We start from the raw sequence: 22670 nt of genomic DNA, 5'->3' as shown, positions 1-22670 counted from the left end.
CTTCCACCCGGGGCGGTGGGTCGATCCTTTAAGGGGCGCGGGGAACTGCGCGGCCAGCCCCCACCGGGCCGGTGGTCCGGAGACAACCGAACTGCCCCTCTGGGGCCGGTGGTGACGTGCACGCACGTCGTGGCTTGTCGCGCAGTTCCCCGCGCCCCTAAAGGCCAGGCCCTGCGCAAAGGCACCGCGCCACCGGCGCCCCTAAAGGCCAGGCCCTGCGCAGAGGCACCGCGCCTCCCCGCGCCCCTAAAAACCAGGCCCTGCGCAAAGGCAGCGGGCTCGGCGCGGGGGCCTAGACGATGCGGTCGAGGATGATCGGGCGGGGGGAGAAGGAGGCACCCTCCGGGGCAACGGAGAAGGAGCCGTCGAGGGCTTCCTCCGCGTACGGGAACTTTTCCGGCGTGTCGGTGTGGAGGGTCAGGAGGGGCTGGCCCGCTACGACGGAGTCGCCCGGTTTGGCGTGCAGCTCGACCCCGGCCCCCGCCTGGACGGAGTCCTCCTTGCGGGCGCGGCCGGCGCCGAGCCGCCAGGCGGCGACACCGACGGCGTAGGCGTCGAGGGAGGTGAGGACGCCGGAGGCGGGCGCGGGGACGACGAGGGTTTCGCGGGCCACCGGGAGCGGAGCGGAAGGGTCACCGCCCTGGGCGCGGATCATGCGGCGCCAGACGTCCATGGCGGAGCCGTCGGCGAGCGCCTTGGCGGGGTCGGCGTCGGGAAGCCCGGCGGCGGCCAGCATCTCCCGGGCGAGCGCCAGGGTCAGCTCGACGACATCGGCGGGGCCGCCACCGGCCAGCACCTCGACGGATTCGCGGACTTCGAGCGCGTTGCCCGCGGTGAGCCCGAGGGGTACGGACATGTCGGTGAGCAGGGCGACCGTGCGGACGCCGTGGTCGGTGCCGAGCCCGACCATGGTGGACGCCAACTCCCGTGCGTCCTCAAGGGACTTCATGAAGGCGCCGGAGCCGACCTTGACGTCGAGCACGAGCGACCCGGTGCCCTCGGCGATCTTCTTGGACATGATCGAGGAGGCGATCAGCGGGATGGCCTCGACCGTCCCGGTCACGTCGCGCAGCGCGTACAGCTTCTTGTCGGCGGGCGCGAGCCCGTCCCCGGCGGCGCAGATGACGGCGCCGACGTCGTCCAGGACGGCCAGCATCTCCTCGTTGGAGATCGAGGCGCGCCAGCCGGGGATGGATTCGAGCTTGTCGAGGGTGCCCCCGGTGTGGCCGAGGCCGCGCCCGGAGAGCTGCGGGACGGCGGCGCCGCACGCGGCGACCAGCGGGGCCAGCGGCAGCGTGATCTTGTCGCCGACGCCGCCGGTGGAGTGCTTGTCCGCGGTGGGGCGGGTGAGCGCCGAGAAGTCCATCCGCTCACCGGAGTTGATCATCGCGGCGGTCCAGCGGGCGATCTCGGCGCGGTCCATGCCGTTGAGCAGGATGGCCATGGCGAGCGCCGACATCTGCTCGTCGGCGACGGCACCGCGCGTGTAGGCGTCGATGACCCAGTCGATCTGGTCGTCGCTCAGCCTCTGGCGGTCCCGCTTGGTACGGATGACGGAAATGACGTCCACGAATAGTCCTAGCGGTGTAGCGGTTCAACCGCGTCAGCGGTTCAGGTCTTCCGGGCCGAACGCGTCCGGCAGGATCTCACTCATCGGCCGGATGCCGCCCGCGGTGTCGACCAGCAGGCCGGGCCCGCCGTTCTCCCACAGCAGTTGGCGGCACCGCCCGCACGGCATCAACAGGTTGCCGCGCAGGTCGGAGCAGGTGAAGGCGGTCAGTCTGCCGCCGCCCGAGGCGTGCAGCGCCGAGACCAGCCCGCACTCGGCGCACAGCGCGACCCCGTACGCGGCGTTCTCGACGTTGCAGCCGACGACCGTACGGACCGTGCCGTCGTCGGCGACGGCCAGCGCCGCGGCGCCGACCGGGAAACCGGAGTAGGGCGCGTACGCCTTCTCCATGATCTCCCGGGCGGCGGACCGCAGGCGGTCCCAGTCGACGGCGGCCGGGTCGGTGACGGGAGGCGTCATCCGCCCTCCCCCTTCCGGTACGGGACCCCGTCCGCCTTCGGCATGCGCAGCCGCTGTGCGGACAGGCCCATGACGAGCAGCGTGGCGACGTACGGCGTGGCCTGGACGACCTCGTCGGGGACGGAGTCGGTCAGCGCGTACCAGACGGCCAGCAGCACGGCGAAGCCCAGGGCGACGGCGGCGGGCACGTAGGACTTGCGGAAGAACTTCCAGGCGGCCATGGCCAGCAGCAGCAGCGCGAGCAGGAGCAGCAGGGCGTGCACGGAGGAGCTGCCGTTGCGGAGCTGGAGGCTGTCGGCGTATCCGAACAGGCCCGCGCCCATGGCGAGTCCGCCGGGGCGCCAGTTGCCGAAGATCATGGCGGCGAGACCGATGTAGCCGCGTCCGCCGGTCTGGCCCGCGAGGTAGAAGTGCGTGCCGATGGCGAGGAAGACGCCGCCGAGTCCGGCGAGGCCGCCGGAGACGATGACGGCCATGTACTTGTAGAAGTACACGTTGACGCCGAGGGATTCGGCGGCGACCGGGTTCTCGCCGCAGGACCGCAGCCGCAGGCCGAAGGCGGTGCGCCACAGTACGAAGAAGGTGGCGACGAAGAGCACCAGCGTGAGGATGGTCAGCGACGAGATGTGCGTGACCAGGCCGCCGAGGATGCCCGCCACGTCGGAGATCAGGAACCAGTGGTGGTTCTCGACGGTGGCCAGCCAGTGCGAGAGTCCGGGCACGGTGAAGGACTTGATGGAGTCCATCGGCGGGGACTGCTTGGGGCTGCCGCCCTTGGAGGCCGCCTCGCCGACGGTGAACCAGCGCTTGGCGAGGTACGCGGTGACGCCGGTGGCGAGGATGTTCATGGCGACACCGGCGATGATGTGGTCGACGCCGAAGGTGACGGTGACGATCGCGTGCACGAGGCCGCCCGCCGCGCCGCCGAGCACACCGGCCAGGACGGCGAGCCACGGGTCGGTCTGCCAGCCCACCGCCGCGCCGAAGAAGGCGCCGAGGATCATCATGCCCTCGAGGCCGATGTTGACCACACCGGCCCGCTCGGACCACAGGCCGGCGAGTCCTGCCAGGCCGATCGGTACGGCGCCGGCGAGCGCTCCGGCGATCTGGCCGTCGGAGGTGATGTCGTTCGCGCCGGTGATGATCCGGACCAGGGAGACGACGATCAGCGCGGCGGCGATCATCAGCAGGATCACCGGGAAGGTGATCTTGAGCCGGGGCGCCTTGCCGCCGTTGGTCACGCGCGGCGCGGCCGGCGGCGGGGTCTGGGTAGCGGTGGCAGTCACGCCGTCACCTCCTGCTTGTCGTCGGGGCCGGAGTCGGGGCCATTGCCGGTGCCGTTGCCGGTGCCGTTACCTGAACCGTTGCCGGTGCCGGGGCCTGTTCCGTTGCCCGGACCGGACGCCGCGGCGAGTTCCGCGCCCACCTGGCGCTGCTGGCGGGTGATGCCGTAGCGGCGGACCAGTTCGTAGGCGATGACGACGGCCAGGACGATGACGCCCTGGATGACGCCGACGATCTCCTTGTCGTACCCCTCGAACTCCAGGCCGTTGGAGGCCCGCTCAAGGAAGGCCCAGAGCAGGGCGCCGATGCCGATGCCGATCGGGTTGTTGCGGCCGAGCAGGGCGACCGCGATACCGGTGAAGCCGATACCGGTCGGGAAGTCCGTGCCGTACTCGTACGACTGGTTGAGCAGGGTCGGCATGCCGACGAGTCCGGCCATCGCGCCGGAGATCAGCATGCTGGTGACGACCATCTTCTTGACGCTGACGCCGCTGGCCTCGGCGGCGGACTCCGAGCGGCCGACCGCGCGCAGGTCGAAGCCGAAGCGGGTGCGCGAGAGCACGAACCAGTAGATGACACCGGCCAGCACCGCGAAGACGATGAAGCCGAAGACCGGGTCGGTGGAGGTGGTGAAGTTGAACAGGTGGCTGGAGGACGGCAGCGGCTTGGTGGAGATCATGTTCGCCGCTTTGTCGGTGACGCCGAGCCGTCCGTCGCGCAGGAAGTAGCCGATCACGATGCCCGCGAGGGAGTTCAGCATGATCGTGGAGATGACCTCGCTGACCCCCCGGGTCACCTTGAGGACACCCGCGATGGCCGCCCACAGCGCGCCGACGACCATGGCGGTGAGGATGATGACCGGGATCTGGATGATGCCGGGGATCGACATCGCGCCGCCCGCGGCGGCGGCGAAGAAGGCCGCGAGCCGGTACTGGCCGTCCACACCGATGTTGAACAGGTTCATCCGGAAGCCGACCGCCACCGCGAGACCCGCGAGGTAGTACGTGGTCGCCTTGTTGAGGATGTAGACCTGGCTGTCGGTCTTGCTGCCGTAGTTCACCATCACGTCGAACGCGTGGAACGGCTCCTTGCCGGTGGCCAGCAGCACCAGGGCGGTGACCACCAGCGCGCCGACGACGGCGAGCACAGGGGCGGCGACGCCCAGGGCCAGCCGGTCCTTGTCGAACTTCTTCATCGGTCCTCTCCCCCGAGCTTCTTGGGCCGGTCCTCTGAAACGGCCGAGGTGTCGGTCCCGGCCCCGTGTTCGAGATGGCCGCTGGCGGCACCGGTCATCGCGGATCCCAGCTCTTCCGGGGTGATGGTGGCGGGGTCGGCGTCGGCGACGAGCCGTCCCCGGTACATGACGCGCAGAGTGTCGGACAGGCCGATCAGCTCGTCGAGGTCGGCGGAGATCAGCAGCACCGCCAGACCCTCGCGGCGAGCCTCACGGATCTGGTCCCAGATCTGCGCCTGCGCGCCGACGTCCACGCCCCGGGTGGGGTGCGCGGCGATCAGCAGCTTGGGCAGGTGGCTCATCTCGCGGCCGACGATCAGCTTCTGCTGGTTGCCGCCGGACAGCGAGGCCGCGGTGACCTCGATGCCGGGGGTACGGACGTCGTACTCCTCGACGATCCGCTCGGTGTCGCGGCGGGCGGCGCCGGAGTCGATCAGGAAGCCGCGGCTGTTGGGGCGCTCGGTGACATGGCCGAGGATGCGGTTCTCCCACAGCGGCGCTTCCAGCAGCAGGCCGTGCCGGTGCCGGTCCTCGGGGATGTAGCCGATGCCGTCCTCGCGCCGCTTGCGGGTCGGCACGTGGGCGATGTCGCTGCCGTCGAGCACGAGGCCGCCGGAGTCCAGCTCCCGCATGCCCATGATGGCCTCGACCAGTTCGGCCTGGCCGTTGCCCTCGACGCCCGCGATGCCGAGGATCTCGCCCTTGTGGATGGTGAAGGAGATGTCGTCGAGCACCTTGCGCTCGATGCCGTCGAGGTCGACGGTGCCCAGCCGCAGCCCGTCCACGGTGAGCATCGGCTCGGTGGTGACGGTCGACTCGCGGGTCTCGGGCGAGGGCAGTTCGCTGCCGACCATCAGCTCGGCGAGCTGCTTGGCCGTGGTGGTCCCCGGGTCCGCCTCGCCGACGGTGGTGCCGCGCCGGATGACGGTGATGACGTCGGCGACCGACAGCACCTCGCCGAGCTTGTGCGAGATGAAGATGACGGTCAGGCCCTCGGCCTTCAGTCCGCGCAGGTTCTCGAAGAGCGCGTCGACCTCCTGCGGCACCAGGACGGCGGTCGGCTCGTCCAGGATCAGCGTGCGGGCGCCGCGGTAGAGGACCTTGAGGATCTCCACCCGCTGCCGGTCGGCGACGCCCAGGTCCTCGACCAGGACGTCGGGGCGTACGCCGAGGCCGTAGGCGTCGGACAGCTCCTTGATCCGGGCGCGGGCCCTGCCGCCGATGCCGTGCAGGCCCTCGCTGCCGAGGACGGTGTTCTCCAGCACGGTGAGGTTGTCGGCGAGCATGAAGTGCTGGTGCACCATGCCGATCCCGCGGGCGATGGCGTCGCCGGGGTCGCCGAGCGTCACCACCTCGCCGTCGATGGCGATGGTGCCCTCGTCGGGCTTCTGCATGCCGTAGAGGATCTTCATCAGGGTGGACTTGCCGGCGCCGTTCTCGCCCACGAGGGCGTGCACGGTGCCGCTGCGCACAGTGATGTCGATGTCGTGGTTGGCGACGACGCCGGGGAACCGCTTGGTGATGCCGCGCAGTTCGACGGCGGGCGGCGCGGCGGACCGGCCGGGGGCCGGGGCGGCGGGTGGACTCGTGGACGCGTTGATGACGCACTCTCCTGGGGGGAAAGGCTCGGAGCGGCAGGGCGGGTGGGGTGAAGGTATCGCGTGAACGTATCGCGGAAATGGCACTCTACGCGCGTAGTTGTGTTCATTCCACAGGCTGGGGACCACGGGATTCCGACAGGACGGTTCCTGGGTTTTCCGGGTGTTCCCGGATGGTTCCGCACAGTGATCGAGGCTCGGCGGGGGGCGCCGCAGCATCCCCCCGCCGAGCCTCGCGAACCGGTTGTCGTACCGCCGGTCCAGCGGGGACCCGTGGCCGGGTCCCCGGCTTACGTCACGGCTTCGAGCTCACCTTGATCGCGCCCGAGACGATCTTCTGCTTGGCCGCGTCGAGCTGCGACTGGATGTCGGCGATGAAACCGCCGGACGTCGCCAGCGACACACCGTCGTTGGCCAGGTCGTACGTGTTGGTGCCGGTCTTGGCCTTGCCCTCGTGCACCGACTTGATCAGGTCGTACGTGGCCACGTCGACGTTCTTGACCGCCGAGGTCAGGATGTGGTCCTTGTACTTGGCCAGGGCCGGGTCCTCGTACTGGTCGGAGTCCACGCCGATCGCCCAGGCGCCGGCCTTGCCCGCCACCGCCTGGATCGCGCCGTCACCGGACAGACCGGCGGCGGTGTAGATCACGTCCACGCCGCTGTCGAGCATGCCCTGCGCCTTGCCCTGCGCCGACGTCGGGTCGTTGAAGCCCTTGGTGTCGGTCTCGTACAGGTACTGGCGGGTGAGCTGGACCGACGGCTTGGTGTCCTTGACGCCCTGGGCGAAGCCCGCGTCGAAGGTGCCGATCAGGGTGTTGTGCACACCGCCGATGAAGCCGACCTTGTTGGTCTTGGTCTTCAGGGCCGCGGCCACACCGGCGAGGTACGAGCTCTGCTCGGTGGCGAAGACCATGGAGTCGACGTTGGGCAGGTCCACGACCGAGTCGACGATGCCGAAGGTCACCTTGGGGTACTTCTTGGCGATCTTCGTGACCGAGTCGCCGTAGGTGAAGCCGACCGCCACGACGGGGTTGTAGCCGCCGCCCGCGAGGAGGTCGAGGCGCTGCTCGCGGTCGGACTCCGTCTCGCCGTTGCTGGCGGTCTGGTCCTTCGACCCGATCTTGAACTCCTTGACGGCCTTGTCCATGCCGCGGGCCGCGGAGTCGTTGAAGGAGTGGTCGCCACGGCCGCCGACGTCGAAGGCGAGACCGACGCCCTTGTCCTTGCCGCTGTCCGAGGAGCTGCTGCTGCCGCACGCGGTGGCAGTGAGCCCCAGAGTCGCGGACACCATACCCGCGACGATGATCTTGGATACCCGGCGCAAGAGGGTCCCCTTCAGTCTGAAGCGCCCCGTCCGGCGCTGGCTAAGCGGGAGCTTAACGCGCGTAGATGTCAGGTAAAGACCGAATGACGGCCCGTTATCGGATCGACGCATTTCAGCCAGGTGACGGACCGGTAGCGGGGGGTTCACCCGGTGTCAGGACAGCAGGACAGCCGCCGTGAAAAGCTCCACGCCGACCGCGATCGCCCCCTCGTCCACGTCGAAATCGCCCTGGTGCAGATCGCGCTTGGCGGTGTCGCCGACCGGCCGCACGCCGAGCCGGGCCAGCGCGCCCGGCACCCGCTCCAGATACCAGGAGAAGTCCTCGCCGCCCAGGCTCTGCTCGGTGTCCTCGACCGCGTGCAGGCCGTAGCGCGCGGTCATCGCGTCCCGCAGCAGCTCCACCGAGACCGCCTCGTTGACCACCGGCGGCACACCGCGCTGGTAGGTGATCTCGCACTTCGCCCGGTACATCGCCGTGATCTGGTCGATCACCTCGTGCACCAGGTCGGGTGCGTCGTGCCAGGCCGTCAGGTCCAGGCAGCGGACGGTGCCCTCCAGCTCCGCGTACTGCGGGATGACGTTGGCCGCGTGCCCGGCCTGGATGCGGCCCCACACGATGCTCAGCCCGGACCTGGGGTCCACGCGCCTGGCCAGTACGGCGGGCAGTTCGGCGGCGAGCTTCGCGGTGGCCATCACCAGGTCGGTGGTCAGATGCGGGCGGGCGCTGTGTCCGCCGGGGCCCTCCAGCGTCAGGGTCAGCCGGTCGGCGGCCGAGGTGATCGGCCCCTGGCGCAGCCCGATCCTGCCGACCTCCACCTTGGGGTCGCAGTGCACCGCGAGGATACGGTCGACGCCGTCGAGCACGTTCGCCTTGATCGCGTCCAGCGCGCCGCCGGGCATGATCTCCTCGGCCGCCTGGAACACCAGCCGCACCGGGCGCGGGAGCGCGCCCCGCTTGTCCAGCTCCGCGAGGACCAGGCCGGCGCCGAGCACGATCGTGGTGTGCACGTCGTGGCCGCACGCGTGCGCCCGGCCCTCGACCGTCGAGCGGTACTCCACGGTCTTGGTGTCGGGCACCGGCAGCGCGTCCAGGTCGGCGCGCAGGGCGAGGCGGGGGCGCTGGGAGCGTGCCGCGCCGGTGTCTTCGCCGCTGCCGCTGCCGCTGTCGTCCGTGTCGCCGATGTCGCACACCAGTCCGGTCCCGCCGGGCAGCACCCGCGGGCTCAGCCCCGCGCGCTCCAGCCGCGCCCTGATCTGCTCGGTCGTCCGGAACTCCTGCCGCCCCAATTCGGGGTTCCTGTGCAGGTCACGGCGGAAGGCGATCAGCTCGGCGCGCAGCGCGTCGTCCACGACGGTCTCGGCGAGACCGGACAGCACAGCCGCGGTCAGCCCGTCGGACGGCGGTGTAGGTGAATCGTTCACCTCAGTCAGCGTAGGGCCCATCACCGGCTCCTCTTACGTGATCGGGAAAGTTTTTGTCCTGCGGGAGGAGAAGAAGTCGCCCGATCGGCGCATACCCAGTCACCCTCGGGGGTAAGAAAACTTTTTAGGTCTCTTACACCCATACTGGCTCAACGAGCCGTCCCACGCGAGGCAACGCGACCGTCTCCGACGACCCCCGCCTCACGGGTGAGACCCCTCACCTTACGACCCTCGTGTTACGGCAACGTGTGCCGCCCGCCCTCCGCGGCCACGGTCCGGTGACGGTCGCCGGCCTCCGGCCGCCACGGCGTGGCATTCGGCCGGGGCTCAGGTGTCGGAGGGGCGGGGGCCCAGGAGGCGGGTGTAGAGGTCGAGGAGGGGGGCGGACTCGGTCTGCCAGGACCATTGGCGGAGGATGTCGGTGCGGTCGTATGCCTTGCGGTAGCGGCGCGGGTTGGTGAGGACGGCGCCGACCGCGCGGACGAAGTCGGCGGTGTCGCGGGCGCGGAAGACCTCGCCGTTGCCGAGTTCGAGGGTGGCGGCGGCCATGGCGCGGACGTCGCTGACGACCACGGGCAGCCGGGCGTGGGCGTATTCGAAGTAGCGGGTGGCCAGCACCGTTTGGTGGTGCGGGAGTTGGTGGACGGGCAGGACGCCGATGTCGGCGGAGGCGAGGAAGCGCGGGATCTCGGCGACGGGGACGTACGGGAGGACGTGCAGCCGTCCGTGGACGCCGAGTTGGGCGGCGCGCTCGCGCAGTTCGCGCAGGTGCGGGTGGCCGGGGTCGGGCACGACGAAGGCGGCGTGCAGGTCGTACAGCTTGGGCAGCGCCTCCACGACGGTGGCCGGGCCGCGGTCCGGGGTGACGGGTCCTGTGTGCACCAACAGCGGGATGTCGGGCGCCAGATGGCAGCGCGCCCTGATGCCCGCGGGGTGCGCGGCGACGGAGGCGGCGGCCAGCGGCGGGGCGTTGCGGACCACGGCGGGCGTGGCCGACAGCCGGTGCCGTGCGCGCAACTCCCTTGCCAGGCCCTCGCCGACGGTGACGACGCCGTCGGCCTCGGGCGCGAAGGTCCGTTCGTACGCCTCGCCCGCCACGGCCGCGCGGCGGGAGGCGGCCGGGGTGCGCGGCGGCGCGTCCCACACGACCTCGATACGGTGCCCCGCCCCTTCGGCCCGCAGCGCCGCGCGGGTGGCGACGCCGAGCGCCCGGTGGCCGAGCGCGTGGATCAGATGCGGGCGGACGGCGTCCAGCACCGGGCCGTACGCGACCTCCTCGTCCAGCAGGCCGGGGTCGAGGCGGCGCCACGCGCGGCGGCCGAGCAGCAGCCGCAGCGTCTCGGTGACGAAGTTGTCCAGCCGGGCCGTCGGGCTTTTGCGGCGGCGGACCGCCGCCAGGTACTGCGCCGCGCGCAGCCGTGTCCATCCGGCCCGCAGTCCGTGCCGCAGCCACGCCAGCGCGTGGCCCGTGCGGGCCGCCGCGAGCAGCGGCAGCGCCCGGTGCACGACGTCCAGTTCGGCGGTGCGGGTGACGAGCACCGCGCGCTCGGCCGTCACCAGTGCCGTGCGGTGGTCGTACGCCGCCGCGCTCCGGTACGCCAGCGGCCAGCGCAGCCCGGGTCTCGGCCGCCGCACCCGGTGCGCGCCGAGTACGCCGCGCACGGCGACCTTCCGTACGTCCACGCCCTTCGGCGTCACCGTCGCCGGTGCCCTGCCGATCAGCGTGACCCGATAGCCCGCCGCCCGCGCCGCGTCCGCCACCCTCAGGGCACGCGAGTCGCCGTCCAATCCACCGGGGTCGCCTCCGGCGAGGATCGCTACGTGGGCCGGGGCCCTTAAACCCTCCGTCATTCCCGAAGCCAACCTCACGGGGGTGATCATTTGGTTACGTCAGCCTTGACGTGAGGCGAACGAGGCTGAACCGCCGCCCCGTTGGCTCCACCGGCCGGTGGTCAGACAACAGCCGGATCGCCCCGCTGGGGCCGGGGGGGGGACGTGCAGCCACGTCTCGGCCGCCCGCGCAGTTCCTCCCCCGGCTACCGCTGGGAGGTGCCCCCAGCGCCCCAAAAAGATCGGCTCGCCCCACAGCGTCAGCGCGGCTCGCGGCGGCGCGGAGTCGTGGCCGCCCAGAGGAGGAGGGCGGCCAGGCTCAGGGCGGCGCCGAGGGCGCAGACGGCGGGCCAGCCCGCGGCGGCGTAGAGGGTGGTGGCGGCGAAGGCGCCGGAGGCGCTGCCGAGGGAGTAGAAGACCATGTACCCGCCGATGAGGCGGCTGCCGGCTTCGGGGCGGAAGGCGTGGACGAGGGTCTGGTTGGTGACGTGGACGGCCTGTACGGCGAGGTCGAGGACGATGACGCCGACGGCGAGGGCCCAGAGGGACTGGCGGGTGAAGGCGAGGGGGAGCCAGGAGGCGGTGAGCAGGGTCAGGGCGATGCCGGTGGTGCGCTGGGACAGGCCGCGGTCGTTGAGGCGGCCGGCCGCGGTGGCGGCCAGGGCGCCGGCGGCCCCGGCCAGGCCGAAGGCGCCGATCGCGGTGTGGGACAAGGAGAGCGGGGGTTCGCTGAGCGGCAGCGCGACGCTGCTCCACAGGACGCTGAAGGCGGCGAAGACCAGGAGCGCGAGCAGGGCTCGTATCCGGAGCAGGCGTTCCCGCGCGAACAGCGTGACGGTGGAGCGCAGCAGCCGCCCGTATCCCCCGGACGTTCGCGGAGCGCCGGGACGGGACGGCAGCAGGCGGTGCAGGGCCAGGGCGAGCGCGCAGGTCAGGACGGCGGAGGTGAGGTAGACCGAGCGCCAGCCCGCGAGGTCGGCCAGGACGCCGGAGGCGGTACGGGCGAGCAGGATGCCGGTGACCACGCCGCTGGTCACCAGGCCGACGACGCGCCCGCGTTCGCCGGGCGGAGCCAGCGACGCGGCGAAGGCGACGAGCGTCTGGGTGACCACCGCGAGCAGTCCCACGGCGGCGAGCCCCACGAGCAGGAGCGCCGCGTCGCCCGCCGTGCCGACCGCCGTCAACGCCCCTGCCAGGAGCAGGAGTTGTGCCACGACGAGGCGTCTGCGGTCGAGCAGGTCGCCGAGCGGTACGAGGAAGAAGAGGCCGAGGCCGTAACCGACCTGGGTCAGGGTCACGATCGCGCCGACCGTCGCCGTACCGATCGAGAAGTCGCGGCCCAGGGTGACCAGGAGGGGCTGCGCGAAGTAGACGTTGGCCACGGAGGTGCCGCAGGCGACCGCGAAGAGCAGGGTGACGCCTCGGGTCAGCGTGAATCCGGGTTTCGCCGCGCCGGGCCCCGCGCTCCGCGCCGTATCGACAGGACCGGCCTCCCCCACGACCTCGCACGCTCGTCCCACGCCACGCCCTCCCTCGCTGGTTTCATCTTGCTACCAGGTGGACCATAGGCCGATCCGGTAGCATGATGCAACCAGGATGGAACACGTCACAGAGGGAGGGCGAGATGGTGGAGCGGACCCGCTTCGACGACAGCGACTGCCCCGTCGCGCGCTCGGTCGACACCATCGGGGACTGGTGGTCCCTGCTGATCGTGCGGGACGCCTTCGACGGCAGCCGCCGCTTCGGGGAGTTCCAGCGCGGTCTCGGCGTCGCGAAGAACATCCTCACCGCCCGCCTGCGCTCGCTGGTCGCCGCCGGAGTGCTCGACACCGTCCCCGCCTCGGACGGCAGCGCCTACCGCGAGTACGTACTGACGCCGAAGGGCAAGGACCTGTTCCCCGTCGTCGTCGCGCTGCGGCAGTGGGGCGAGCGCAATCTCTTCGCCCCCGACGAGCCGCACTCGGAGCTAACCGACCTCCGCCAGGGACGTCCCCTGCGCACGCTGGAGGTCCACGCCGCGGACGGGCGGCGGCTCGACGCCGACGACACCGCCGTCACCAAAGTCACCAAGGTCCCCTGAAACGGCGGGACTTGAGCCGGACCCGGGGCCCTGGGCCTCAGGCGGGACCCGGGGACCTGGGGCTCAAGCCGGGCTCGGGACTTAGGCGGGACCCGGGACTCAGGCCGGGCTCGGGGACTCGGCCCCGTTCAGGCCGTGCAGGTCACGGGCCGAGTGGTTGATGCCGGTCAGGAAGGTGTGGGCGCGCGGCGAGGCGGCGGCCGTCAGCCACTCCTGGTCGATGTCGATGACGACGATACGGACTCCCGTACCGCCGAGCGCGAGCGGCAGCGTGTGCACGACCGTGGACGGGAAGGACAGGACGGTACGGCCGATCGGGCCGCGGCGGGCGACGAGTTCGAGCGGGAGGTCGGGCCGGACGATCTCCAGGCCGGTCTCGGCGGCGAGCCGGTGGAGCTTGTCGACGGCCTCGCGGCGGTGCGCGAAGTACCGCTTGGCGCCGTGCCGTTCGGCGAGCGAGCGGACGACGGCGAGGTACCGCTCGGGGTCGACGACGCCGGTCTCGACGAGGGAGGTGCCGATCAGGTCGGTGCCCGCCAGCGTGCGCGGCGGCCCGAAGCGGCTGCGGGTCCAGGCGAAGCGGTTGGTGCGCAGCGCCATCCCCGGAGGCGGCGTCGCGGGCATCGCGCTGAAGAGTTCGACATGGCGCCGCTTGCCGGGCGTCAGGCGGCGGCGGGCCGCGGAGGAGAAGATCCCGAAGGCCGCGTCGACGGGCGAACGGCGCCGCCCCGAGCGGTGCCAGCGCACCAACCGGCCGCCTCTGGAGAGGATTTCGGTGAACTCCATGGTCGCGGTGCCGTCGTCCACGACGGTCAGCTCACGGGCGCGGCACAGCGGGAGCAGCACCTGGACGAGCCGTGAGAACGGGTCGCCGATCACGAGGTGCTCGACCCGGAAGAGCAGCGGCGCGAGCGAGACCGCCGTACGCAGGAGGCCGCCGCGGCTGCCGCGGGCCTCGAACCAGCGGACCACCGCGCCTTCGTCGCGGGCGAGTTCGGCCATGCGGCGCAGTTGGCCGCGGCTGGTGGGGTCGACCGGGGACAGGACGACGACGGTGAGCGGTCGCGCGACCGGTTCCGGTCCGGCGGGTACCGCCGGTTCACCGGTGGTGCGGGCGGCGGGGACGGTGGGCGGATGGATGTGCGCCCACTCCAGGACGTTGAGGAGCTGGACGGGTGACTCGACGAGCGCGACGGCGCCGATACCCGGTGCGGGCACCTGCCCGGCCGCGACTGCGGGCTTACCGGTCATGGCCGTTCCCCTTTTCCTCTGCGGTTGTGCGCGGGACCGGGAGACCCGAAGGTCCCGCGGTCCCGCCGGTCCTGGTCAGTGATCCCCGCCGCCCTTCCGGGGTCAGACGGCGGCGGGTGCCTCGACGCCCGCGGCCTCGGACTCGGCGACGACGCCCGCGACGCGGCGCAGCTTCTTCATCGGGCCGAGCTCGCCCTCGTAGACCTTCTTGACGCCGTCGCCGAGGGAGGTCTCGATGATCCGGATGTCGCGCACCAGGCGCTCCAGGCCGGTCGACTCGACCGAGGCGGCCTGGTCGGAGCCCCACATGGCGCGGTCGAGGGTGATGTGCCGCTCGACGAAGACGGCGCCGAGCGCGACCGCGGCGAGCGTGGTCTGGAGGCCGACCTCGTGGCCGGAGTAGCCGACGGGCACGTTCGGGTACTCGGACTGGAGGGTGTTGATCATGCGCAGGTTCAGCTCTTCGTGCTTGGCCGGGTACGTCGACGTGGCGTGGCACAGCACGATGTTGTCGCTGCCGAGCACCTCGACCGCGTGCCGGATCTGCTTCGGCGTGGACATGCCGGTGGACAGGATCACGGTGCGGCCGGTGCCGCGCAGGGCGCGCAGCAGGTCGTCGTCGGTCAGGCAGGCGGAGGCCACCTTGTGGGCGGGCACGTCGAACTTCTCCAGGAAGGCGACGGACTCGACGTCCCACGGGGAGGCGAACCAGTCGATGCCGCGCTTGCGGCAGTACTCGTCGATCGACCGGTAGCCGGCCTCGTCGAACTCGACGCGGTGCCGGTAGTCGATGTACGTCATACGGCCCCAGGGGGTGTCGCGCTCGATCTCCCACTGGTCGCGCGGGGTGCAGATCTCCGGGGTGCGCTTCTGGAACTTGACCGCGTCGCAGCCCGCGGCGACGGCCGCGTCGATCAGTGCGAACGCGTTCTCCAGGTCGCCGTTGTGGTTGATGCCGATCTCGCCGGTGACGTAGACGGGCTGTCCGTTGCCGATGTGGCGGGAGCCGACGCGGCGGAGGTTTGCGGGGATGGATGTGGTCACGAGGGTGTTCCTTACGGGTTGGGACTGTCGGGGGGATGGATGTGTGCCGCCGGCGCGGCCGGGGTCGGCGGTCGCCGGCGGCTGCTTGTCAGCGGGCGAGAGTGGGGCCCAGCAGCCAGGCGGCGATCTCTCTGATCGCGCCGTGACCGCCCTGGGCGGTGGTGATGGCGCGGGCCGAGGCGCGGACCACGTCGTGGGCACCGGCGACGGCGACGGGCCAGCCGACCAGGCCGAAGCACGGCAGGTCGTTGACGTCGTTGCCCGCGTAGAGCACCCGCTCGGGCGCGATGCCGTTCTCCTCGCACCACTGCTTGAGGGCGAGGTCCTTGCGGTCGATGCCGTGCAGCACGGGGACCTTGAGCTTGCGGGCCCGTGCGGCGACGACCGGGTTGGTCTCGGTGGACAGGATGAGGACGGGCATTCCGGCGCGGCGCAGGGCCGCGACGCCGAGGCCGTCACCGCGGTGCACGGTGACCGACTCGTGCCCGTCGGCGTCGATCAGCACCCGGTCGTCGGTCTGGGTGCCGTCGAAGTCGAGGACGACCGCGTCGACGTCGCCCCAGCCGGGGGTCGTCGTGCGCGGGTCGAGCAGCGGCGCGAGGGCGCGGGCCCGTTCGAGGTCGGCGGGTTCGTCGATCTCCAGCACGCGGGCCGGGTCGGTGCGCACCAGGGCGGTCCTGCCGAAGAAGCGGTGGTTCGCGGCGCGGAAGCCGTCGGCGCGCATCGCGTACGCGGTGCCGGTCTCCAGCAGGTCCTGCGGCCGGTCCTGGCGGCGCGGCCGGGTGGACTTGTCGTGGTTGACGCCGACGGCGCCCCCGGCGGCGGGCGCGGTGACGGCGGAGGCGGGTGCGGTGACGTCGGCCGTCCTGCCCGATGGGGCTTCCGCGGTCCCGTTCACGGACTCGTGCGACGTGTCGGCCGCCGCCGCGTCCCCGGCCTCGCGCCATATGAAGCCGTGGAAGGGGGCGACGGTGTGGGCGGTGTCCGCGCCGCCGTCCAGCACCGCGGCGGCGACGCCGTCGACCTCTTCCGCGGTGATGAACGGGCTGGTGCACTGGACGAGCAGGACGACGTCGGTGGCCGCGCCGCTCATCGCCTCGTGGGCGTCCATCGCGTGCAGCACCGCGGCCTCGCTGGTCGCGGTGTCGCCCGCGATCGCCGCCGGGCGCAGGACGACTTCGGCGCCCGCGGCGCGCGCGACCTCGGCGATGGAGGGGTCGTCGGTGGAGACGACGACCGCGGTCACCCGCCCGGCCTCGACGCAGGCCGCCACCGCCCGCGCCACCAGCGGCACCCCGCCCACCGGCGCCAGGTTCTTGCCGGGCACCCCCTTGGACCCCCCGCGCGCGGGGATGACGGCAAGGACGCTTCCGGCCGGGGTGGTGGATCGGTCGCTCATCGGGTGACTCCTGTCGTCTTTCGGGCCCGGCGGCCCCGGCGCCCCGCTCCCGCGAGGGGCTCTGTGCTTTCGCCGCGTATGCGGAGGACGGCCGCTCCAGGGGCGCGGGGAACCGCGCGCTCGGCCGGGAATCGCGTGCGGGCCGTCACAGCTGGCCCCAGCGGCGGATGGTGGGGGCGACGCGCTGGACGCCCTGGCGGTAGGCGGTGCGGGCGGAGTTGCGGACGAAGTCGCGGACCGCGCGGCGGACGGGGCCGGGGTCGCGCGGGGCGAGGCCGCCGACGGGTTCGCCCTTGGGGTCGAGGCCGTGGCGGGCGAGGACGCCGGGGAGGTAACCGGGGGCGGTGCGCAGCGTGTAGTACGGCGTGATCCGCGGCAGTTCGGGTTCGGCGAGCAGTGCCTGGACGCGGGCGCGCAGGGCGGCGAAGGGCGCGAGGGCGGCGACGCCGTGGGCCGCGGTCCAGTCGGGGTGGGCGTGCGGCACGTGGCCGTCGTCCAGTTCGTCCCAGGAGGCGAAGCAGCCGGAGCCGAGGAAGTGGTGGTTGCCGAGCGATTCGCGGATGCCGAGGTCGGTGAGGATCGCGGTCGGGATGCCCCGGTGCAGCGATTCGAGCGCGGCGGTCGAACTGACCGTGACCAGCAGGTCCGTACGGTCCAGGACGTCGGCCATGTTGCCGTAGACCAACTGGAGGTTGTCCGGCGGATCGAGGGCGGCGACCAGCTTCTGGTACGGGTGTTCCTCGATGTGCGTGGTGTGCTCGCCGGGCTTGCTGCGCAGCTTGACCAGCACCTCGCGCTCGGTGTGCCGCCGCGCGTGGTCGACAGTGCGGCGCAGCAGGTGCGTCCGGTCGGCCCGGCCCTCGGGCGCGGACGGCTGCACGGCGAAGGTGACGGTGAACGGCCGCTGGTCGTCGGGCCGGTACGGCTCGCCGCCGAGGAACGGCAGCGCGGTCTCGACGATGCTCGTGGTGCGGTAGCCGACGCCTTCGTACACATCCCTGAACCGCCGTGCGTCGTCGGCGCTGTTGGCGAGGACGACATCGGCCCCGGCGCGCAGCAGCAGACCGTCGGCGAGCTTCTCGTATACGACGCCGACGTATCCGGTGACGACCAGCGGTCGCTGCGGGCGGCCTTCCCAGGCGCGCGCGAAGCCGTGCAGGAGCGCCTGGACGGTGCCGCCGACGCAGGAGATGACGACCACGTCGCAGCTCTCCTCGTCGATGTCGGCCAGCATCTCGGCGGCGGTCGCCTCCTCCATGGAGTCGGCCGGAATACCGAGTTCCGCCAGTTGGCGGGGCGTGGGGGTGGCCCGGCCGCGCAGCAGCCGCGCGTCGAGTCGGGCCTCGGGGTCGATCCGGCGCGCGGTCAGCGCACCCCACTTCCACCGGGTGTCCGAGTCGGCGATCACAGTGACCCGCAATGGGCCGGGCTTACGTTTTGGCACGGCAAGACCTTAGGAAGCCGTTGAGTTCATCGTGCTAATTGGCGACCAACAGCAGGTAAACATAGAGCCGCCACTTAGCCGTCTGCCGTGGATAGGCCAGGAGTTCTCCGACCGGCAGAAGAGCCCGTGCGGGGCCTGCTTCATCGCTCCGACATCTGTCGTTTACCCAGATGTACGCTCGACGCAAAGCAAAAGGACAGGCAAACGCCCTAAGGTACGGCGGGTGGTCAAGCTCACCGTTATCGTGCCCTTTTTCAATGTGCAGCAATTCGTGCCCGACGCGCTGCGCAGTCTCCGTGCCAATGCACGCTCGGATTTCGAGTTCCTGCTGATGGACGACGGGTCGACCGACCGGACTCCGGAGCTTCTGGAGCAAGGGGTCGGCTCGCTGCCCGGCGCACGGATCATCCGGCGTGACCACACCGGGGTGGCGAGCCTGCGCAACGCGGGCATCGACGCGGCCAGGGGGACGTATCTGACGTTCCTCGACGGCGACGACTGGATGGCCCCGGGCTATCTGCCGCAACTGGTGCGGGCGATGGAGGAGTTGGACGTCGACTTCATCCGCACCGACCATGTGCAGTGCACCGGCAGCACCCGCAACATCATCCGGGCGCCGTACGGCCGCCGCGGTCAGCGGCTCGACCCGCGCGCGACGATCCTGCCCGCCGACCGCCCGACGCTGGTCGACTACCCGTACTCCTGGGCGGGCGCCTACCACCGGCGGATCGTGGACGAGGGGCTGCTGCACTTCCCCGAGCACCTGCGCACCGCCGAGGACCGGCCGTGGATCTGGCGGCTGCACCGCGAGGCGAAGTCCTGCGCGGTGCTCGGCCTGCTGGGCGTCTACTACCGGCGCGGCGTGGCCAGTTCGCTCACCCAGATCGGTGACATCCGGCAGCTCGACTTCGTCCGCTCCTTCGACCAGGTCATCGCGGAGATCACCGCGGACCGGGACGCGGAGCTGTTCCTGCCCAAGGCGGTCCGCACCTACTGCGCGATCATCGCCCACCACCTCGACAACATCGACCGCTTCGAGCCCGTGCTGGCCCGCAAGCTCAAGGCGATCAGCGCCGCCGCGCTGAACCGGCTGCCGCACGACGTGCTCACCGACGCGCTGGACTCGATGGACCTGGAGCGCAGTGTGAAGATCCGCCGCCTGCGCTGGCGGGTGCCGGTAAGGACCGACGGCCTGGACGCCGATCCTTACCCGGAGCTGTCGCCCGCCGCACGGCGCACCGCGGCCTCCGCCTCCCCGGCCGCCGGAGCGGGGGCGGGCGCCGCGAAGCCCGAGGCCGAGGCCGAGGCCGACGACGATCCGGACGCCACGGACAACGGATCGGCGGTCGCGTGATGGCACGTACCACTCAGCTCTTCATGGCCTCCACGCTGTACGGCGCCGCCACGCTGGCCGCCGGCCTGGACTCCGGGTCGTTCCCGCCCGCCGACCGCCGCATCCTGGTGGTCAGCAACAACGCGTCGGTGCCCGAGACCAATCCGGGGCTCGACCAGGCGCCCGGCTTCGAGGTACTGCGCGACCGCTTCGACCGCATCGTGTCGTGGAACGAGACGATCACCCCGCTGCACCCGGGCGGCTGGGTCCCGCGCCCGGACGACGTGCCGCTGTGGGAACGGCATCTGCGGATGCTGTGGAGCCTGGGCGACGACGCGGTGGAGCTGATCGTCGAGTCCCTCCAGGTCGCGCCCGCGCTCTCCTTCGTGCAGGTCTTCACCGGCGCCCCGATCAGCGTGTACGCGGACGGCCTGATGTCGTACGGCCCGACCCGCAACAAGCTGGGGCTGCTGGTCGACACCCGGATCGACCGGCTCTACCACCTGGACCTGGTGCCGGGGCTGCGTCCGCTGCTGCTCTCCGAGCACGGCGTGGAGCCGCAGGTGGTGCCGACCGAGGGCTTCACCAAGGTGCTCTCCGAGGTCGCGGAGGGCTCCGCCGACCTCGCCGAGGAGCATCTGGCGGACGTGCCGGAGGGCGCGGCGCTGCTGCTGGGCCAGTACCTGTCGGCGCTCGGCATCCTCTCCGTGGCCGAGGAGGAGGAGCTGCACCTGTCGATGGTGCGCGGCGCCGCCGCCCTCGGGCACCGCGCGATCGTCTTCAAGCCGCACCCCACGGCCCCCGCGCACTGGACGGAGCCGCTGCGCGCCGAGGCCGAGCGGCTGGGCGCGAGGCTGACGGTGCTCAACACGCCGGTGCTGGCCGAGGTGGTCTACCAGCGGGCCCGCCCCGCGCTGGTCGTCGGCTGCTTCTCCACCGCGCTGCTGACCGCGTCGGCGCTGTACGGCATCCCGGTGGCCCGTACCGGCACCAAGCTGCTGCTGGAGCGCCTGTCGCCGTACCAGAACAGCAACCGGGTGCCCGTGACGATCGTGCACGCGCTGCTGCCGGACCTGGCGGACGCCTCGGCCGTACGGTCCTGGTCGTCGCCGTCGCCCGAGCGGGTGGCGGCGGAGCTGACGCCGCTGCTGCACGCGGTGGGCTTCTGCATGCAGCCGAAGGCGTACCCGAAGCTGCGGGCCGGGGCGGAGGCGTATCTGACGGGTCATCTGAGCGCGGCGACCTGGCCGTACTTCAAGCGGCGGCGGCTGACCTCGCTCGGGCTGCCGGGCGCGGTACCGGCCCGGCTGGCGTTCGTGCCGCGCAATCGGACGGTCCGCAGGGTGGCCCGCAGGGCGCGCGCCCTGAAGAAGGCCACCATGGGGTGACATCCCTCACGATCGCCGCCGGTGGGGCATTCGCCCCTTTACCGGCGGCGTCGGACGGCGCATCGTGGAGGACTTCCGGGGGCCGCACCGGCCTGAGGGGCCGTACACCCACACGATGAGGACCGACACCGTGAGCGACTTCGCCGCACCCCGCCCGCACACCGAGCCCGGCACCGGCACGGGCGGGCCCAAGGACCGCAAGCACCTCATGGAGCAGGTGCTGGGCTGGACGCTCACCGTGCTGGTGGCGATGCTGATCACGCAGATCCACCTGCTCTGACGGCGCTCCCGGGGCCCGCGTGACGGTGTCGGCGGGCCCGGGCGCGGATCAGAAGGCGTCCGTGGGGACGTACGTGCCCCAGATCTCCCGCAGCGCGTTGCAGACCTCCCCGACGGTGGCGCGGGCCCGCAGCGCCTCCTTCATCGGGTAGAGGACGTTGTCGGTGCCCTGCGCGGCCTTCTGGAGGGCCGCCAGTGCCGCGTCCACGGCGTCCTGGTCGCGGCCCGCGCGCAGGGCCGCCAGCCGGGCGGCCTGCTGGGCCTCGATGGCCGGGTCGACGCGCAGCGGCTCGTACGGCTCCTCCTCGTCGAGCTGGTAGCGGTTCACGCCGACCACCACGCGCTCGCCGGAGTCCGTCTGGAGCGCGATCCGGTACGCGCTGCGCTCGATCTCCGACTTCTGGAAGCCGTTCTCGATCGCCGCGACCGCGCCGCCGAGGTCCTCGACCTTCGCCATCAGCGCCAGCGCGGCGGCCTCGACGTCGTCGGTCAGCTTCTCCACCACGTACGACCCGGCGAAGGGGTCGACGGTCGCGGTCACGTCCGTCTCGTACGCCAGCACCTGCTGGGTGCGCAGCGCGAGCCGGGCGGACTTGTCGGTGGGCAGCGCGATGGCCTCGTCGAAGGAGTTGGTGTGCAGCGACTGCGTGCCGCCCAGCACCGCCGCCAGGCCCTGGACGGCCACCCGTACGAGATTGACCTCGGGCTGCTGCGCGGTGAGCTGCACACCGGCGGTCTGGGTGTGGAAGCGCAGCATCAGCGACTTCGGGTTCTTCGCCCCGAACTCCTCGCGCATCACCCGCGCCCAGATGCGCCGCGCGGCCCGGAATTTCGCGACCTCTTCCAGGATCGTGGTGCGGGCGACGAAGAAGAACGACAGGCGGGGCGCGAAATCGTCCACGTCCATCCCGGCGGCGACGGCGGTGCGCACGTACTCGATGCCGTCGGCGAGGGTGAACGCGATCTCCTGCGCGGGCGAGGCACCGGCCTCCGCCATGTGATAGCCGGAGATCGAGATGGTGTTCCACTTCGGGATCTCGGTCCGGCAGTATCCGAAGATGTCCGCGATCAGCCGCAGGGACGGCTTGGGCGGGAAGATGTACGTGCCCCGCGCGATGTACTCCTTCAGCACGTCGTTCTGCACCGTGCCGGTCAGCGCGGACGCCTCGATGCCCTGTTCCTCGGCGACGAGCTGGTACATCAGCAGCAGGAGCGCGGCGGGCGCGTTGATCGTCATCGACGTCGACACGCGGTCCAGCGGGATGCCGTCGAAGAGGACCTTCATGTCCTCGACCGAGTCGATCGCCACACCGACCTTGCCGACCTCACCGTGCGCGATCACCGCGTCGGAGTCGTGGCCCATCTGGGTGGGCAGGTCGAAGGCGACCGACAGGCCCATCGTGCCGTTGGCGATCAGGCCCTTGTAGCGGGTGTTGGACTCCGCCGCCGTGCCGAAGCCCGCGTACTGCCGCATCGTCCAGGGACGGCCGGTGTACATCGACGGGTACACACCGCGGGTGAACGGGAACGCGCCCGGCTCCCCCAGCTCGGCCGCGGGATCCCAGCCCTCCAACACACCCGGCCCGTAAACGGGCTCGATCGGCAGTCCCGACTCCGACTCGCGTGTCATCTTCACGCCTCCGTGTGCTGCTGAATGGCTGTGTGGCTGGCGTAACGGACTGTAGCGGCGGCCCTGCGTGCGGTGCACCGCGGCGGCCTGGGACCTTCCTC

General features: G+C 71.6%; 18 protein-coding genes. 4 read left to right on the top strand and 14 right to left on the bottom strand.

Translation table 11 applies throughout. From position 1 onward, the window contains the following. Positions 1-292: 292 nt before the first annotated feature. From ACIP4Z_RS19210 to ACIP4Z_RS19170, 9 genes are all read right to left on the bottom strand, one after another. Entirely contained in the window at positions 293-1570 is a 1278-nt protein-coding gene (locus tag ACIP4Z_RS19210; RefSeq protein WP_355336895.1) for a thymidine phosphorylase, read from the bottom strand. 33 nt (positions 1571-1603) lie between these two features. Next, positions 1604-2029, bottom strand: a complete 426-nt coding sequence (locus ACIP4Z_RS19205; RefSeq protein ID WP_355336894.1) for a cytidine deaminase — start codon at positions 2027-2029, stop codon at positions 1604-1606. Continuing rightward, positions 2026-3315 (bottom strand): ABC transporter permease, encoded by a 1290-nt coding sequence (locus ACIP4Z_RS19200; RefSeq protein WP_401309434.1) that lies wholly within the window; start codon positions 3313-3315, stop codon positions 2026-2028. Before ACIP4Z_RS19200 ends, ACIP4Z_RS19205 begins: the two co-directional genes overlap by 4 nt. Then, positions 3312-4508: an ABC transporter permease gene (locus ACIP4Z_RS19195; RefSeq protein WP_401309431.1), complete on the bottom strand. Its 1197-nt coding sequence runs from the start codon at positions 4506-4508 to the stop codon at positions 3312-3314. The genes ACIP4Z_RS19200 and ACIP4Z_RS19195 overlap by 4 nt, the downstream gene beginning before the upstream one ends. Then, positions 4505-6205, bottom strand: a complete 1701-nt coding sequence (locus ACIP4Z_RS19190) for an ABC transporter ATP-binding protein (RefSeq protein WP_401309528.1) — start codon at positions 6203-6205, stop codon at positions 4505-4507. Before ACIP4Z_RS19190 ends, ACIP4Z_RS19195 begins: the two co-directional genes overlap by 4 nt. Positions 6206-6440: 235 nt before the next feature. Then, positions 6441-7469, bottom strand: a complete 1029-nt coding sequence (locus tag ACIP4Z_RS19185) for a BMP family ABC transporter substrate-binding protein (protein ID WP_391050520.1) — start codon at positions 7467-7469, stop codon at positions 6441-6443. A 153-nt stretch (positions 7470-7622) separates the two neighbouring features. Continuing rightward, on the bottom strand, positions 7623-8912 hold the full coding sequence (locus ACIP4Z_RS19180) for an amidohydrolase (RefSeq protein WP_391163312.1): 1290 nt from the start codon (positions 8910-8912) through the stop codon (positions 7623-7625). Between the two features lie 306 nt (positions 8913-9218). Then, the gene (locus tag ACIP4Z_RS19175) at positions 9219-10679 is read right to left on the bottom strand and encodes a glycosyltransferase (protein WP_366823745.1); all 1461 of its coding nucleotides are present in this window, start codon (positions 10677-10679) and stop codon (positions 9219-9221) included. Positions 10680-10981: 302 nt separating this feature from the next. Beyond that, on the bottom strand, positions 10982-12151 hold the full coding sequence (locus tag ACIP4Z_RS19170) for an MFS transporter (protein ID WP_401309525.1): 1170 nt from the start codon (positions 12149-12151) through the stop codon (positions 10982-10984). 194 nt (positions 12152-12345) lie between these two features. On the opposite strand from ACIP4Z_RS19170, the gene ACIP4Z_RS19165 reads away from it, so the two are divergent. Further along, on the top strand, positions 12346-12801 hold the full coding sequence (locus tag ACIP4Z_RS19165; RefSeq protein ID WP_355336887.1) for a helix-turn-helix domain-containing protein: 456 nt from the start codon (positions 12346-12348) through the stop codon (positions 12799-12801). A gap of 99 nt (positions 12802-12900) precedes the next feature. Here ACIP4Z_RS19165 and ACIP4Z_RS19160 read toward each other — a convergent pair whose 3' ends face one another. From ACIP4Z_RS19160 to ACIP4Z_RS19145, 4 genes are all read right to left on the bottom strand, one after another. After that, positions 12901-14052: a hypothetical protein gene (locus tag ACIP4Z_RS19160; protein ID WP_355336886.1), complete on the bottom strand. Its 1152-nt coding sequence runs from the start codon at positions 14050-14052 to the stop codon at positions 12901-12903. Positions 14053-14154: 102 nt separating this feature from the next. Next, positions 14155-15096: an N-acetylneuraminate synthase family protein gene (locus tag ACIP4Z_RS19155; protein ID WP_355336885.1), complete on the bottom strand. Its 942-nt coding sequence runs from the start codon at positions 15094-15096 to the stop codon at positions 14155-14157. Positions 15097-15184: 88 nt separating this feature from the next. Continuing rightward, the gene (locus ACIP4Z_RS19150; RefSeq protein WP_391163315.1) at positions 15185-16495 is read right to left on the bottom strand and encodes a cytidylyltransferase domain-containing protein; all 1311 of its coding nucleotides are present in this window, start codon (positions 16493-16495) and stop codon (positions 15185-15187) included. Between the two features lie 145 nt (positions 16496-16640). After that, positions 16641-17939, bottom strand: a complete 1299-nt coding sequence (locus ACIP4Z_RS19145) for a DUF6716 putative glycosyltransferase (RefSeq protein WP_391163316.1) — start codon at positions 17937-17939, stop codon at positions 16641-16643. A gap of 223 nt (positions 17940-18162) precedes the next feature. On the opposite strand from ACIP4Z_RS19145, the gene ACIP4Z_RS19140 reads away from it, so the two are divergent. The 3 genes from ACIP4Z_RS19140 (at position 18163) to ACIP4Z_RS19130 (ending at position 20940) form a co-directional block, all read left to right on the top strand. Continuing rightward, the gene (locus tag ACIP4Z_RS19140) at positions 18163-19293 is read left to right on the top strand and encodes a glycosyltransferase family 2 protein (protein ID WP_401309423.1); all 1131 of its coding nucleotides are present in this window, start codon (positions 18163-18165) and stop codon (positions 19291-19293) included. Beyond that, positions 19293-20660 carry an alpha-2,8-polysialyltransferase family protein gene (locus ACIP4Z_RS19135; RefSeq protein WP_355336881.1) on the top strand — a complete coding sequence of 456 codons (1368 nt, stop codon included), beginning with the start codon at positions 19293-19295 and terminating at the stop codon, positions 20658-20660. The genes ACIP4Z_RS19140 and ACIP4Z_RS19135 overlap by 1 nt, the downstream gene beginning before the upstream one ends. 115 nt (positions 20661-20775) lie before the next feature. Then, complete coding sequence (locus ACIP4Z_RS19130; protein WP_355336880.1) at positions 20776-20940, top strand: SCO1431 family membrane protein; 165 nt, start codon at positions 20776-20778, stop codon at positions 20938-20940. A 48-nt stretch (positions 20941-20988) separates the two neighbouring features. Here the strand turns inward: ACIP4Z_RS19130 and ACIP4Z_RS19125 are convergent, their stop codons facing one another. Continuing rightward, positions 20989-22569 (bottom strand): methylmalonyl-CoA mutase family protein, encoded by a 1581-nt coding sequence (locus tag ACIP4Z_RS19125; protein WP_355336879.1) that lies wholly within the window; start codon positions 22567-22569, stop codon positions 20989-20991. Between the last annotated feature and the right edge of the window lie 101 nt (positions 22570-22670).

Source organism: Streptomyces sp. NPDC088910 (assembly GCF_044749865.1).
Classification (GTDB): Bacteria; Actinomycetota; Actinomycetes; order Streptomycetales; family Streptomycetaceae; genus Actinacidiphila.
This window is presented reverse-complemented; position numbering and strand designations above follow the sequence as displayed.

Excerpts from the sequence above, each read along its gene's own strand:
- ACIP4Z_RS19150 (WP_391163315.1), bottom strand. The coding sequence starts at position 16,495 with ATGAGCGACCGATCCACCACCCCGGCCGGAAGCGTCCTTGCCGTCATC.
- ACIP4Z_RS19135 (WP_355336881.1), top strand. The coding sequence starts at position 19,293 with ATGGCACGTACCACTCAGCTCTTCATGGCCTCCACGCTGTACGGCGCC.
- ACIP4Z_RS19180 (WP_391163312.1), bottom strand. The coding sequence starts at position 8,912 with ATGGGCCCTACGCTGACTGAGGTGAACGATTCACCTACACCGCCGTCC.
- ACIP4Z_RS19205 (WP_355336894.1), bottom strand. The coding sequence starts at position 2,029 with ATGACGCCTCCCGTCACCGACCCGGCCGCCGTCGACTGGGACCGCCTG.
- ACIP4Z_RS19165 (WP_355336887.1), top strand. The coding sequence starts at position 12,346 with ATGGTGGAGCGGACCCGCTTCGACGACAGCGACTGCCCCGTCGCGCGC.
- ACIP4Z_RS19160 (WP_355336886.1), bottom strand. The coding sequence starts at position 14,052 with ATGACCGGTAAGCCCGCAGTCGCGGCCGGGCAGGTGCCCGCACCGGGT.
- ACIP4Z_RS19130 (WP_355336880.1), top strand. The coding sequence starts at position 20,776 with ATGAGGACCGACACCGTGAGCGACTTCGCCGCACCCCGCCCGCACACC.
- ACIP4Z_RS19195 (WP_401309431.1), bottom strand. The coding sequence starts at position 4,508 with ATGAAGAAGTTCGACAAGGACCGGCTGGCCCTGGGCGTCGCCGCCCCT.
- ACIP4Z_RS19125 (WP_355336879.1), bottom strand. The coding sequence starts at position 22,569 with ATGACACGCGAGTCGGAGTCGGGACTGCCGATCGAGCCCGTTTACGGG.